Origin of the sequence: Micrococcus sp. KRD096, from assembly GCF_017168495.1 — a bacterium.
GTDB classification, from domain to species: domain Bacteria; phylum Actinomycetota; class Actinomycetes; order Actinomycetales; family Micrococcaceae; genus Micrococcus; species Micrococcus luteus.
In genome coordinates this window covers 198322-211683 of sequence record NZ_JABFAY010000004.1, presented here as the reverse complement: position 1 = coordinate 211683, position 13362 = coordinate 198322, and the positions used below count along the sequence as shown (strand labels likewise).

The 13362-nt window shown below is 73.1% G+C and carries 11 protein-coding genes; 8 read left to right on the top strand and 3 right to left on the bottom strand.

Translation table 11 applies throughout. The features are described 5' to 3' along the window. Positions 1–331 precede the first annotated feature (331 nt). Entirely contained in the window at positions 332–853 is a 522-nt protein-coding gene (locus J1M41_RS03160; protein WP_043278777.1) for an adenine phosphoribosyltransferase, read from the bottom strand. Between the two features lie 100 nt (positions 854–953). Here J1M41_RS03160 and J1M41_RS03155 point away from each other — a divergent pair, with 100 nt between their 5' ends. The 8 genes from J1M41_RS03155 to J1M41_RS03120 all read left to right on the top strand — a co-directional run bounded on the left by J1M41_RS03155 (position 954) and on the right by J1M41_RS03120 (position 10754). Continuing rightward, entirely contained in the window at positions 954–2489 is a 1536-nt protein-coding gene (locus tag J1M41_RS03155; protein WP_080981706.1) for a peptide MFS transporter, read from the top strand. Between the two features lie 85 nt (positions 2490–2574). Then, a complete protein-coding gene (gene gcvH / locus J1M41_RS03150; RefSeq protein WP_087113986.1) occupies positions 2575–2961 on the top strand; it encodes a glycine cleavage system protein GcvH in 387 nt (128 codons plus the stop codon). A 105-nt stretch (positions 2962–3066) separates the two neighbouring features. Beyond that, positions 3067–3492, top strand: a complete 426-nt coding sequence (locus J1M41_RS03145; RefSeq protein WP_002854606.1) for an FHA domain-containing protein — start codon at positions 3067–3069, stop codon at positions 3490–3492. A 12-nt stretch (positions 3493–3504) separates the two neighbouring features. Further along, positions 3505–4248, top strand: a complete 744-nt coding sequence (locus tag J1M41_RS03140) for a MerR family transcriptional regulator (protein ID WP_098092472.1) — start codon at positions 3505–3507, stop codon at positions 4246–4248. Continuing rightward, positions 4241–4756 carry a bifunctional nuclease family protein gene (locus J1M41_RS03135; protein WP_073116584.1) on the top strand — a complete coding sequence of 172 codons (516 nt, stop codon included), beginning with the start codon at positions 4241–4243 and terminating at the stop codon, positions 4754–4756. Before J1M41_RS03140 ends, J1M41_RS03135 begins: the two co-directional genes overlap by 8 nt. 211 nt (positions 4757–4967) lie before the next feature. Continuing rightward, positions 4968–5531, top strand: a complete 564-nt coding sequence (locus tag J1M41_RS03130; protein ID WP_036384587.1) for a MerR family transcriptional regulator — start codon at positions 4968–4970, stop codon at positions 5529–5531. A gap of 158 nt (positions 5532–5689) precedes the next feature. Further along, positions 5690–9208, top strand: coding sequence for a pyruvate carboxylase (locus tag J1M41_RS03125; RefSeq protein ID WP_206451114.1), 3519 nt, complete (start codon positions 5690–5692; stop codon positions 9206–9208). An 82-nt stretch (positions 9209–9290) separates the two neighbouring features. Next, positions 9291–10754 (top strand): mycothione reductase, encoded by a 1464-nt coding sequence (locus tag J1M41_RS03120; RefSeq protein ID WP_041104756.1) that lies wholly within the window; start codon positions 9291–9293, stop codon positions 10752–10754. A 61-nt stretch (positions 10755–10815) separates the two neighbouring features. Here J1M41_RS03120 and J1M41_RS03115 read toward each other — a convergent pair whose 3' ends face one another. Beyond that, entirely contained in the window at positions 10816–12654 is a 1839-nt protein-coding gene (locus J1M41_RS03115; RefSeq protein WP_041104754.1) for a long-chain fatty acid--CoA ligase, read from the bottom strand. Positions 12655–12768: 114 nt separating this feature from the next. Then, positions 12769–13362 (bottom strand): carboxylesterase (locus J1M41_RS03110; RefSeq protein WP_206451113.1); only part of this gene is annotated, 594 nt, incomplete at its 5' end.

Here is a 13362-nt window from a genome sequence, read left to right as displayed (position 1 = left end):
CGGACGACCTGCTCGGGGGTGTGACGCTTCCTGCTGTTCGTCATGATCTGACCAGTCTCCCTGCCCGCGACCGCGGGCAACAGGACGACTCTCATAACGACTGGACCTACGAAACGGGGTCAGCCCAGGCGGTCGCCCGGGCTCCGCGTCGACTCGCGTGCCGTGGCCAGGAGCTCGGCCAGTTCCGCGGTTCTCCGCGCTTGTTGGCAGTAGTTTCGCAGCAGCCCGACCACATTCACGAGGCCGGAGTCCTGCAGCGCAGGGCTCCGGCTTCGTCGTACCCGGGGCCGGGCCACCTTTGCCGCCACTCCCCGTCGGTCGGGCGGGCGGTTCAGGCTGCGAACAGCACGTGCGTGTCCGGCACGACGGCCCGGCCGCCGAGGGCCCTGAGTTCCAGCAGGCAGGCCGCGCCCACCACCTCCGCACCCCGTGCCTCGATGAGCCGTCGGCCGGCGGCGAGGGTGCCGCCCGTGGCGAGGACGTCGTCGAGCAGGAGCACCCGTGACCCGGCCCGCAGGTCCTCGGAGACCTCGATGCTCGCGGTCCCGTACTCCAGCGTGTAGTCCGCGCGGGCTGCGGGCGCCGGGAGGCGCCCGGCCTTGCGCAGCGGCACGAGGCCGGTGCCTGTCAGGACGGCGGCCGCCCCGGCGAGCAGGAACCCGCGGGCCTCGAGGCCGGCCACGAGGTCGAACCGCCCCTCGAACGGCGCCACCAGGGCCTCAACACACTCCCTCAGGGCGCGGGCGTCGGCGAGCAGGGGCGTGATGTCCTGGAAGGCCACGCCCGGGCTGGGATGGTCGGGGACCACACGGATGAGCGAGCGGGCACGGGCGATCTCGGAGGTGACGGACACGGCCTCCACTCTAGGACGTACGCCGCCCGGGCCGCGGATGTGATCGGCGTCATCGGGCGGGGAGTTTGCTCTGGCTCCCTCAGGGGAGGACAGTAGATCGGTGGAAAATCCCCAGAATCCTCTCGCGGGCCGCGTGCCCGACGTCGAGCCGTCCGCCCGCGTGGCGGCGTCGACGGCCACCCGTCCCGACGACGCCACCCCCGACTGGCGCGGCCGCCCGTTCCTCGGCCAGCCCGGCCCGCTGGCGAACCTGTTCTCCGTGGAGCTGTGGGAGCGCTTCTCCTTCTACGGCATGCAGGCGATGCTCGTGTACTACATGTCCTGGACCGCCGCGGAGGGCGGCCTCGGGATCGACCCGGCCGTGGCCACGGGCATCGTCGGCGCCTACGGCGGCATGGTGTACGTGTTCTGCATCCTCGGCGGCTGGGTCGCCGACCGCCTGCTCGGTTCCGAGCGCACCATGTTCGTCAGCGCCGTCGGGATCATGTTGGGCCACATCGCGCTGGCCCTCGTCCCGGGCGTCCCGGGCCTGACCCTGGGCCTCGTGCTCGTCGCCGTCGGTTCGGGCGGCCTCAAGGCCAACGCCACGAACCTCGTCGGCTCCCTGTACTCCCGCGAGGACCCCAAGCGCGATGCCGGCTTCTCCATCTTCTACATGGGCGTGAACATCGGCGCCCTCTTCGGCCCGCTGCTCACCGGCCTGGCACGCGACACGATGGGCTTCCACGTGGGCTTCGGCCTCGCCGCCGCCGGCATGGCCATCGGCCTGACGCAGTACGCCCTGACCCGCAAGAACCTGCCCACGGACGTGCACCGGGTCCCGGATCCGCTGCCGCGGTCGCAGTACGGCCGCTGGGGCCTGATCGGCCTGGGGATGGTCGCCGTCGTCGTGGCCCTGTTCCTCACGGACGTCATCACCCTGGACAACCTCTCCGACGCCGTCGTCGTGCTCGCCGCCGTCGCGGCCATCGCGATCTTCGCGGTCCTGCTGACCTCGACGAAGGTCTCGGAGGAGGAGCGCTCGCGCGTGAAGGCGTTCATCCCGCTGTTCATCGGCACGTCCGTGTTCTTCGCCCTCTTCCAGCAGCAGTTCACCGTGATCGCGCTGTACTCCGAGCACCGCCTCGACCGGAACCTGTTCGGCTGGCTCATGCCCATGGAGTGGGTCAACTCCATCAACCCGATCTTCATCATCGTGTTCGCCCCGGTGTTCGCCGCGCTGTGGACCAAGCTGGGCGCCCGCCAGCCCGCCACCCCGGTGAAGTTCGGCATCGGCATCGTCCTGATCGGCATCGCCTTCCTGCTGTTCATCCCGGTGGCCGACGTCGTCGCCGTGCCGCTGCTGTGGCTGACGCTGATCCTCTTCGTCTGCACCATGGGCGAGCTGCTCGTCTCCCCGGTGGGCCTCTCCCTGGCCACCAAGGTCGCCCCGCGCAGCTACCCGGTGATGATGGTGTCGCTGTACAACCTGTCCGTCGCCCTGGGCACGGCCCTGGCAGGCTCCCTGGCCGGCTCCTACTCGGAGCAGAACGAGGTGGGCTACTTCGGCATGATCGGTGCGGTCACCCTGGGCGTGGGCCTGCTCGTGCTGGCCATCGCCAAGCCGGTGCGTCGCGGCATGCGCGGCGTGCTCTGAGCGCGCCAGTGGCGCGAATCACGTGCCGCTCGGTAGTCTGCGAGACGACGTCATCCCTCCCGACCACGCAAAGGACGCGCACTCCATGAGCTCCATCCCCGAAGGCCTGAAGTACTCCGCCGAGCACGAGTGGATCGCCGAGGCCGGTGCCGCCGGCACGGTCCGCGTGGGCATCACCGACTTCGCCCAGGATGCGCTGGGCGACGTCGTGTACGTGGACCTGCCGGAGGTCGGCACCGAGGTCACTGCGGGCACCGCGGTGGGCGAGGTCGAGTCCACGAAGTCCGTCTCGGACATCTACGCCCCGGTCACCGGCACCGTGGCCGCCGTCAACGACGAGCTCGACGGCGAGCCCGGCCTGGTCAACTCCGCCCCCTACGAGGGCGGCTGGCTGTTCGAGATCACCCTCGCGGACGAGGCCCAGCTCGAGGGCCTCATGGACGCCGAGGGCTACGCCTCGCACACCAGCTGAGCCCCGTCCGCCGTCGCCCCGCCGCTGGCCGGCGGGGCGACGGCGTCCCCTTCGTCTCTCCATCCGGCCGGCGCCGCGGCGCCGGCCCTCGCACAGGAGCACCCCATGAACCAGCCCGGACGTGAACCGGACCTGTCCACCTCCGCCATCAACCTCACCGAGCTGGCGCCGCTGGTCTCGGCGGACCTCACCCGCGAGGAGTCGGACGCGATCCGCGCCCTCCCGGCCGGTTCCGCGCTGCTGCTCGCCCACGAGGGCCCGGACCAGTCCGCCCGCTTCCTGCTGGACGAGGACGTGGTCTCCGTGGGGCGCCACCCGGACGCGGACATCTTCCTCGACGACGTCACGGTCTCCCGTCGTCACGCGGAGTTCCGGGCCGAGGACGGCGGCCATCGGCTCGTGGACCTGAACTCCCTCAACGGCACCTTCGTGAACCACGACCGCGTGGACGAGATCCTGCTGCGCTCCGGGATGCACGTGCAGATCGGCAAGTACCGGCTCACGTACTACGCCGGACCGGCGCGGGGCTGAGCCGTCATCCCCGTGACCGATCCGCGCCCGCGCCCCGACGCCGTCCCCACCGCCCGCCCTGCGGGCCGGCTGGGCATCGGCGAGGTGGTGGCCGCCCTCGAAGCCGAATTCCCCGGCGTCACCGCGTCCAAGGTGCGCTTCCTGGAGGACCGTGGCCTCGTGCTGCCCGAGCGGACCCCCGCCGGCTACCGGCGCTTCCGGCCCGAGGACGTGGACCGGCTCCGGTTCGTCCTCGCCCTGCAGCGCGACCACTTCCTGCCGCTCAAGGTGATCGCCGAACACCTGGCCGCGCTGGACCGCGGTGAACGCCCCACCGGCGTGCCCGGAACCGCGGCGGTCCCGGCGTCCTCGGACGCGGAGCGGCTCGGCCGCGAGGTCGCCGGGGGCCGCCGGTCGTGGACCCGCGCCGAGCTCGCCGCCGAATCCGGTGCGGGCGAGGAGCTGCTGGCCGAGCTGGACCAGTACTCGCTCCTGCCCGTCGACGCCGACGGCGGCTACCCGAGCCACGCCATGGACGTGGCCCGGGCCGCCGTCGTGCTCGCGGGCCACGGCCTCGAGCCGCGGCACCTGCGCCCGCTGCGGGCCGCCGCCGACCGCGAGCTGGGCCTGGTGGAGCGCGCCGTCGCCCCGCTGCAGGCCCGCCGCGACGCCGGCACCCGCCCCCGAGTGGCCCGCTCGGCACGCGAGATCGCGCAGGCCAGCCTGCGGCTGCACGCGGCCCTCGTGGCCGAGGGGCTGGAGCAGTGGGATGACTGAGCCGCGCCCCGTGCCCGCCGACGACGCCGGCGACGTGCCGCTCTCCGTGCTCGGCGTGCGCGTCGAGCTGCCCGAGCAGCACCACGTGATCCTGCTGGTGGACCCGCCCGGCCGCACGATGGTCCCGCTGTGGGTGGGCGCGCCCGAGGCCGCCGCCGCCGCGCTCGCGCTCGAGGGCGTCCGCGCGCCCCGGCCCCTTACCCATGAGCTGCTCCTGGCCGCCGTCGACGCCCTGGGCGCCGAGGTCGTGCGGGTGCGGCTCACCGAGGTCCGGGACGAGGTCGTGCACGCCGAGCTCGTGCTCTCCACGGGCGCCCGGGTCGACGCCCGCGCGTCGGACGCCGTCGTGGTCGCCCTGCGCGCCGACGCCCCCGTGCTCGGCAGCCCCGCCGTGCTCGCGGACGCCGGCATGCCGGCGCGGACGGGGGAGGAGGACGCCGGCCAGGAGCGCGCCGTCGAGGACTTCCGCGACTTCCTGGACACGGTGCGCCCCGAGGACTTCGCCTGAGCGGAGCCGGCGCGACACGGCGCGGCCGCGCCGCCGGCTTCGTTGACCGCCCCCGGACCCGCGCGTACCTTCGAGGGGAAGAGGGCCCCGCCACCCGGGGCGCCTCCGTCGTCCTCCCCACGGTCACCGGGGAGCGCCGCCACGGTCACCGGCGGCACACGACGGTCGCGTCCCCTTCCCGCACCGGGGGCCCCGCACCAGGAGGTTCCCCGTGACACCCACTGCAGGTCCTGGCCGGCCCCCCGCGCTCGGCACCCAGGGCACGCTCTTCGACGAGGGCGCGACCCGGGGCGACGACGTCGGCTTCCGCGGTCCCACCGCGTGCAAGGCCGCCGGCATCACCTATCGCCAGCTCGACTACTGGGCCCGCACGGATCTCGTGGTCCCCACGGTCCGCAGCGCCTCCGGCTCCGGCTCCCAGCGGCTCTACTCGTTCCGCGACATCCTCGTCCTCAAGGTGGTCAAGCGCCTCCTGGACACCGGCGTCTCGCTCCAGCAGATCCGCACCGCCGTGGGCCACCTGCGCGAGCGGGGTGTCGAGGACCTGGCGCAGATCACCCTGATGAGCGACGGCGCCTCGGTGTACGAGTGCACCTCGGCGGACGAGGTCGTGGACCTCGTCCAGGGCGGCCAGGGCGTCTTCGGGATCGCCGTCGGCCGCGTGTGGCGCGAGGTCGAGGGCAGCCTCGCCGAGCTGCCCCGCGAGAGCGTGGTCGGGGCCCCCGAGCCGGGGGACGAGCTGGCCGGGCGGCGTCGGGCCCGCCGCTCCGCCTGACCCTCCTCCGCGGGGCGCCCGCGGCCGACGCCGGCCCCGGCACGAGGCCGGGCCGGCGTCGGCGCCCCACAGCGCCGAGTCAGTCATCTTTCGTCTCGCAGCGGCGACTGTGCGCGACATGAGGCGGAACTCGCGTGCGGTGTGACACACTCCCAACCATGACCGCACCTGTCGAGAACTTCACCCCTCCAGAGGACGCGGCCGGGTCGACCGGAGCCGGCGCCGTCTTCTCCAAGGTCTTGGTGGCCAACCGCGGCGAGATCGCCGTCCGCGCCTTCCGCGCCTGCTACGAGCTGGGCGCCCGCACCGTCGCCGTCTTCCCCTATGAGGACCGCAATTCGATCCACCGCCAGAAGGCGGACGAGGCCTACCGCATCGGCGACGAGGGCCACCCCGTGCGCGCCTACCTCGACGTGGACGAGATCATCCGCGTGGCCAAGGACGCCGGGGCCGACGCGATCTACCCGGGCTACGGCTTCCTGTCGGAGAACGCCGGCCTGGCCCGCGCCGCGGCCGAGAACGGGATCACCTTCGTCGGCCCGCCCGCCGACGTCCTCGAGCTGACCGGCAACAAGGTCGAGGCCCTGCGCGCGGCCAAGCGCGCGGGCATCCCCACCCTGGCCTCCTCGGACCCGAGCGCCGACGTCGAGTGGCTCCTGGAGCAGGCCGAGGAGATCGGCTTCCCCATCTTCGTCAAGGCCGTCGCCGGCGGCGGCGGCCGCGGCATGCGCCGCGTCGAGCGCCGCGAGGACCTGCGCGGCTCCCTCGAGGCCGCGATGCGCGAGGCGGACACCGCCTTCGGCGACCCCACCGTGTTCCTCGAGCAGGCCGTCCTGCGGCCGCGGCACATCGAGGTGCAGATCCTCGCCGACGGCGAGGGCAACGTCGTGCACCTCTTCGAGCGGGACTGCTCGCTCCAGCGCCGCCACCAGAAGGTCATCGAGATGGCCCCGGCCCCGAACCTGGACGAGGAGATCCGGCAGGCCCTGCACCGGGACGCCGTCGCCTTCGCCAAGGAGATGGGGTACGTCAACGCGGGCACCGTCGAGTTCCTCGTGGACACGGCGGGCGAGCGTGCGGGCCAGCACGTGTTCATCGAGATGAACCCCCGCATCCAGGTGGAGCACACCGTGACCGAGGAGGTCACGGACGTGGACCTGGTGGGCGCGCAGCTGCGCATCGCCGCCGGCGCCACCCTGCCCGAGCTGGGCATCACCCAGGACGCCCTCCAGGTCCGCGGCTTCGCCATCCAGTGCCGCATCACCACCGAGGACCCGGCCAACGGCTTCCGCCCGGACACCGGCACCATCACCGCCTACCGCTCGGCCGGCGGCTCCGGTGTGCGCCTCGACGGCGGCACCATCTACGCCGGTGCGGAGATCAGCCCCCACTTCGACTCCATGCTGGTCAAGCTCACCTGCCGCGGACGCGACTACGCCACGGCCGTGCGCCGCGTGCGCCGCGCCCTGGCCGAGTTCCGCGTGCGCGGCGTGGCCACCAACATCCCGTTCCTGATGAACGTGATGGACGACCCGCAGTTCGTCAGCGGCGACGTCGCCACGGACTTCATCGACAAGCACCCCGAGCTGGCCACGGTGAACCGCTCCCAGGACCGTGGCTCCAAGGCCCTGCAGTACCTCGTGGACGTCACAGTCAACCAGCCGCACGGCCCGCGCATCGAGGGCATCGACCCCCGCGACCGCCTCCCGGAGCACCCGGGTGACAAGCACCAGGAGCCGGACCGCTCGCCCTTCGACGGCCCGAGCCGGAACGAGGACGCGGCGCCCCCGCACGGCTGGCGTCAGGTGCTGCTGGAGCAGGGCCCCGAGGGCTTCGCCCGCACCCTGCGCGAGCAGACCGCGCTGGCCGTCACGGACACCACGTTCCGCGACGCCCACCAGTCCCTGCTGGCCACCCGCGTCCGCACCCGCGACCTGCTGGCCGCCGCGCCCGCCGTCGCGCACACCCTGCCGGGGCTGCTCTCGGTGGAGGCCTGGGGCGGGGCGACGTACGACGTCGCGCTGCGCTTCCTCCACGAGGACCCGTGGCAGCGCCTCGAGCTGCTGCGCGCGGAGCTGCCGAACATCCCGATCCAGATGCTGCTGCGCGGCCGCAACACGGTGGGCTACACGCCGTACCCCACCGAGGTGACGGACGCGTTCGTGGCCGAGGCCGCGGCGTCCGGCGTCGACGTGTTCCGCATCTTCGACGCCCTCAACGACGTCGAGCAGATCACCCCGGCCATCGAGGCGGTGCGTGCCACGGGCACCGCCGTGGCCGAGGCGGCCCTGTGCTACACGGGCAACATGACGGACCCGAAGGAGACGCTCTACACGCTCGACTACTACCTGGGCCTCGCCCGCCGGATGGTCGACGCCGGCGCCCACGTCCTGGCGATCAAGGACATGGCGGGCCTGCTGCGGCCCGCCGCCGCGCGCGAGCTCGTCACCGCCCTGCGCGCCGAGTTCGACCTGCCCGTGCACCTGCACACGCACGACACCGCCGGCGGCCAGCTGGCCACCCTGCTCGCGGCGGCGGAGGCCGGCGTGGACGCCGTCGACGCGGCCACCGCGTCCATGGCGGGCACCACCAGCCAGGTGCCGCTGTCCGCCCTGGTCGCGGCGCTCGAGCACACCGAGCGGGACACCGGTCTCGGCCTCGAGGCCGCCACCGCGATGGAGCCCTACTGGGAGTCCGTCCGCTCGGCGTACGCGCCCTTCGAGGCGGGGCTGCCCGCCCCGACCGGCCGCGTGTACCACCACGAGATCCCGGGCGGCCAGCTGTCCAACCTGCGCACGCAGGCGATCGCGCTCGGCCTGGGGGAGCGGTTCGAGGCCATCGAGTCGATGTACGCCGCGGCCGACGACCTGCTCGGCCACCTCGTCAAGGTCACCCCGTCCTCCAAGGTGGTGGGCGATCTGGCGCTGCAGCTGGTCGGCTCCGGCGTGGACCCGAAGGAGTTCGCGGAGCGTCCGCAGGAGTTCGACATCCCGGACTCCGTGATCGGCTTCCTGCGCGGCGAGCTCGGCGACCCGCCCGGCGGCTGGCCGGAGCCCTTCCGGACCAAGGCCCTCCAGGGTCGCCGCGAGGGCGCGGGCATGGTGGAGATCTCCGCGGAGGACTCGAGCGCCCTCGCCGAGGCCGGACAGACCCGCCGCGCGGTGCTGAACCGCCTGCTCTTCCCCGGCCCCACGAAGGAGTTCGAGGCGCACCGCGAGGAGTTCGGGGACACCGTCACCCTGCACACCCGCGACTTCCTCTACGGCCTCGTCCCCGGGCGTGAGCACGTCATCTCGCTCGGACGCGGTGTCCGGCTGCTCGCCACCCTCATGTCCGTCTCCGAGCCGGACGAGAAGGGCATGCGCACGGTGATGGTCACCCTGAACGGCCAGCTGCGCCAGATGACCGTCCGGGACCGCTCGATCGAGTCCACCGTGCGGACCGCGGAGAAGGCGGACCCCGGCACCCCCGGCCACGTCGCCGCCCCGTTCGCGGGCTCGGTCACCGTCCAGGTGGCCGAGGGCGACGCCGTCGAGGTCGGCCAGGCGGTGGCCACGATCGAGGCGATGAAGATGGAGGCCACGATCACGGCCCAGGCCGCGGGCACCGTGCGCCGCGTGGTCACGGAGGGCGTCACGCCCGTCAACGGCGGAGACCTGCTGCTCGTGATCGAGTGAGCCCCGCGTGAGCCCGCCGCCGGCGGGCCGCCCCACGGGCCCGGACGCCACCGCGTCCGGGCCCGTGCCTATCCTGGGAGGCATGGCCACCTCTGCGGAACACCACGACCTGCTCATCATCGGCTCCGGATCGGGGAACTCCCTGATCAGCGAACACTGGAAGGGCCGGAGCGTCGTGATCGCCGACTCCGGCACGTTCGGCGGCACCTGCCTGAACGTCGGCTGCATCCCCACCAAGATGTACGCCTACCCGGCCGGCCTGGCCGCGCTGCCCCCCGAGGCCCGGAGCCTCGGGGTGGGGCTGGAGTTCACGGGCGCCGACTTCCCGGCCATCCGGGACCGCATCTTCACGCGCATCGACGGCATCAGCCGGGACGGGCTGCGCTACCGCCGGGACGATCTGGACTACACGAGCGTGATCCAGGAGGAGGTGCGCTTCGTCGGTCCCCGCCGCGTGCGCACCGCCTCGGGCCGGGAGATCACGGCGGACCAGGTGGTGGTCGCCGCGGGGTCGCGGCCCACCCTCCCGGAGATCCCGGGCCTGGACCTGCCGTCGGTGCACACCTCGGACACCGTGATGCGACTGGATCGGCTGCCGCGGCGGCTGCTCGTGGTGGGCGGCGGGTTCATCGCCTGCGAGTTCGCCTCCGTCTTCGCCGGGCTGGGGACCGAGGTCGTCCAGGTCAACCGCGGCCACCGGCTGCTCAAGCAGCACGACATGTCCGTGTCCACGACGTTCACGAAGATCGCTGCCCGACGGTGGGACCTGCGCACGGGGTGGACCCCGGCCGGGATCGAACCGGTCGAGGACGCCGAGCGGGCCGCGGACGGCTGGGTCCGGGTGCGCCTGGATCGCGCAGGGGGCCAGGAGCAGACCGGCATCGTGGAGGAGGCCATCGAGGCGGACACGGTGCTGATCGCGGTCGGCCGGACGCCGAACACGGACCGCCTCGACCCCGCCGCCGCGGGACTGGACGTCACCGACGACGGCGTCCTGGCCAGCGACGAGCATCAGCGCGCACTCTCCGACGCTGCTCCGGTGGAGGGGGTCTACGTGCTCGGGGACGTCGCCAACACGTGGCAGCTCAAGCACGTAGCCAATCACGAGGCCCGCGTCGTCGCGCACAACCTGGAGCATCCGGACGATCTCCGCGCCAACACGCTCGGCCCCGTGCCGGCGGCCGTGTTCACCCATCCGCAGGTGGCCTCCGTCGGTCTCACGGTGGAGCAGGCGCTCGCCGACTACGGCGCGGACGCGATCACGGTGAAGACCCAGTCCTTCGGGGACGTCGCCTACGGCTGGGCCATGGAGGACACCGAGGGCGTGTGCACCGTCGTCGCGGAGAAGGCCACGGGACGGATCCTGGGCGGGCACATCCTGGGGCACGAGGCCGCGAACCTCATCCAGCCGCTCGTGACCGGCATGGCGTTCGGCATCGACGCCCACCGGCTCGCGCGGGGCCAGTACTGGCCCCACCCGGCCCTCACCGAGGTCGTCGAGAACGCGCTGCTGGGCCTGGACGTGCCGGACTCCGGTCTGCTCTGACCGGAACCGCGGGGACGACGACGCCCGGCCGCGGGGCCGGGCGCCGTCGTCGAGGGGGCGTTCAGTTGTGCGGGGCGGGCTCCCCGTAGATGTCCGCGATCTGCGCGGCGAAGTCCTTCATGATCGCCGACCGGCGCATCTTCAGGGACGGGGTCACATGGCCCTCCTCCAGGGAGAAGTCGCGGTCGAGGATGCGGAACTCCCGGATCCCCTCGGCGCGCGAGACCAGGCTGTTGGCCTTGTCCACGGCCTCCTGGATGTGGCGGCGCACCGCGTCCTCGCGTGCGGCCGCAGCGACGTCGAGGTCCTTCGGCAGCCCGTTCGCGGCGAGCCACGCGGGCAGGGTGTCGGTGTCGAGGGTGACGATCGCCGCGATGAAGGGCTTGCCGTCGCCGACCACCATCACCTGGGAGACGAGCGCGTCGCTGCGGATCGCGTCCTCGAGCATCGCCGGTGCCACGTTCTTGCCGCCGGCCGTCACCAGCAGCTCCTTCTTGCGGCCGGTGATCGTGAGGAAGCCGTCGTCGTCCAGGGCCCCGAGGTCGCCGGTGCGGAACCAGCCGTCCTCGAAGGCCTCCTCGTTCGCCTCCGGCCGGTTGTGGTAGCCGCGCATCAGCGAGGTGCCGCGCGTGAGGATCTCGCCGTCCTCGGCGATCCGCACCTGGTTGCCGCCGAGGGGGTGTCCGACCGTGCCGATCTTCAGCCGGTCCGGCCGGCCCACGGTGATGGGGGCCGTCGTCTCGGTGAGGCCGTAGCCCTCGAGGATGGTCACGCCCACGCCGCGGAAGAAGTGCGCCAGGTCGGTGGAGAGGGGGCCGCCGCCGGAGACCGCGTACGCGAGCCGGCCGCCCATGGCCGTCCGGATCCGGCGGTAGATCAGCGCGGAGTAGAACGCGCGCTGCAGCCGCAGGGGCGCCGTCATCTGGCCCGAGTCCAGCGCCCGGGACCAGCGGATCGCCACGTCCGCGCCACGGCGGAAGATCTTCTCCTTGCCGCCGCTCTGCGCGTTGAGCAGCGCCGCGTTGTAGATCTTCTCGAACACGCGCGGCACGGCCAGCACGAAGCTCGGCTGGAAGGTCTGCAGCGAGACCGAGAGCCGCTTGATGTCCGAGACGTGCCCGCAGCGTGCGCCCGCGGCGACGGTGAGCACCGAGACGAAGCGCGCGAACACGTGCGCCAGGGGGATGAACAGCACGGTGGAGGTGTCCTGGCGGACGACGTCGCCGAGCGAGGAGGACAGGGTCTGGTTGACGAGCTCCGCGAAGTTCTCGTGCGTGAGCTCGCAGCCCTTGGGCCGGCCCGTGGTGCCGGAGGTGTAGATGATGGTCGCCAGGTCGGCCAGGCCGGCGGAGGACCGGCGCGTCTCGAGCTCCTCATCGGTGACGTCCGTGCCCAGGGCGACGAGCGCCTCGAGACCGGAGCCGGGGGCGCCGTCGGCCGGGTCCATCGTCCACAGGCCGATCAGCTCCGGCAGGCCCTCGCGCTGCACCGCGTCCCGCACCGTCTTGGCGAGGTTCTCGTTCCCGGTCACGACGGCGCGCACGTGCGAGTCCTCGATGATCCAGGACACCTGGCTGACGGAGGAGGTCTCGTACACGGGCACGGTGACCGCGCCGGCATACCAGATGGCGAAGTCGACCAGTGTCCACTCCAGGCGGGTGGAGGCCAGGAGACCGACCGTCTCCCCGGGCTGGATCCCGGCGGCGATGAGCCCCTTGGCCAGGGCCCGCACGCGTTCGCGGGCGTCCCGGGCGGAGACGTCCGTCCACTGGTCCTGCGCGTCGGGCACCGCGAAGAGGCCGTGGTCGGGACGCTCCGTGGCCTGGCGTTCCAGGAAGTCCGTGATGTTCGCCTCCGGGGACAGGCGGGGGTGGTGGTACGGCTCGCTGATCTCGTGCATGGGACTCCTCGGGCGTCGGGTCGGTCCCGCCGACCGATGGTCGGCGGAACGGAAGTATGTGTGAGTCGTGTCACGCACACTCTACAACCGGCAGCGGCAGGGTCCGGGCGCGACTCAGTGCGTCGTCATGGCGGCGACCGCGCTCCGGCCGTGGTCGATCAGCAGCGGCAGGTCGTAGTCGAGCGTGGCGACGTGGCGGCTGCGGGGCAGTCCCACCACCTCCACGGGGGCCTGGCGCAGGCCCCGCACCAGGGTCCGGTGGCTCGAGGCGGGCACGACGGCGTCGCGGGCGGACCGGTAGACCGTCACGGGAGCGGTGATCCGCGGCAGGGCGCGGCGGGCGGCCCGCTGGATGCGGCCGAGGGCGGCGACGCCGGCCACCGGCGTGCGGGGGTAGGCGCGCTCGCGCGCCGTCGGGTCCGCGATGTCGTCCGCGATCGGGGCGACCGTGGGGACGAACGGGGCCAGCAGCGGGGCGAAGGGGGCGAGCGGGCTGGCGAAGCGCAGCGCGGGGTTCACCACGAGCACCCCGGCCACGGGTCGGTGGGCGGCGGCGTCGAGCGCGAGGGCGCCGCCCATCGAGATGCCCGCCATGACCACGCGGCCGTGTCGGGCGAGCTCGAGGTCCACGACGGCCCGGACGGCGGCGCGGATCTCGTCCGCACCGGTGGCGGCGAGGTCCTCCCACCGGGTGCCGTGCCCCGGCAG

Coding starts and splice junctions, on each gene's coding strand:
- gcvH (WP_087113986.1), top strand. CDS start 2,575: ATGAGCTCCATCCCCGAAGGCCTGAAGTACTCCGCCGAGCACGAGTGG.
- J1M41_RS03145 (WP_002854606.1), top strand. CDS start 3,067: ATGAACCAGCCCGGACGTGAACCGGACCTGTCCACCTCCGCCATCAAC.
- J1M41_RS03135 (WP_073116584.1), top strand. CDS start 4,241: ATGACTGAGCCGCGCCCCGTGCCCGCCGACGACGCCGGCGACGTGCCG.
- J1M41_RS03125 (WP_206451114.1), top strand. CDS start 5,690: ATGACCGCACCTGTCGAGAACTTCACCCCTCCAGAGGACGCGGCCGGG.
- J1M41_RS03120 (WP_041104756.1), top strand. CDS start 9,291: ATGGCCACCTCTGCGGAACACCACGACCTGCTCATCATCGGCTCCGGA.
- J1M41_RS03115 (WP_041104754.1), bottom strand. CDS start 12,654: ATGCACGAGATCAGCGAGCCGTACCACCACCCCCGCCTGTCCCCGGAG.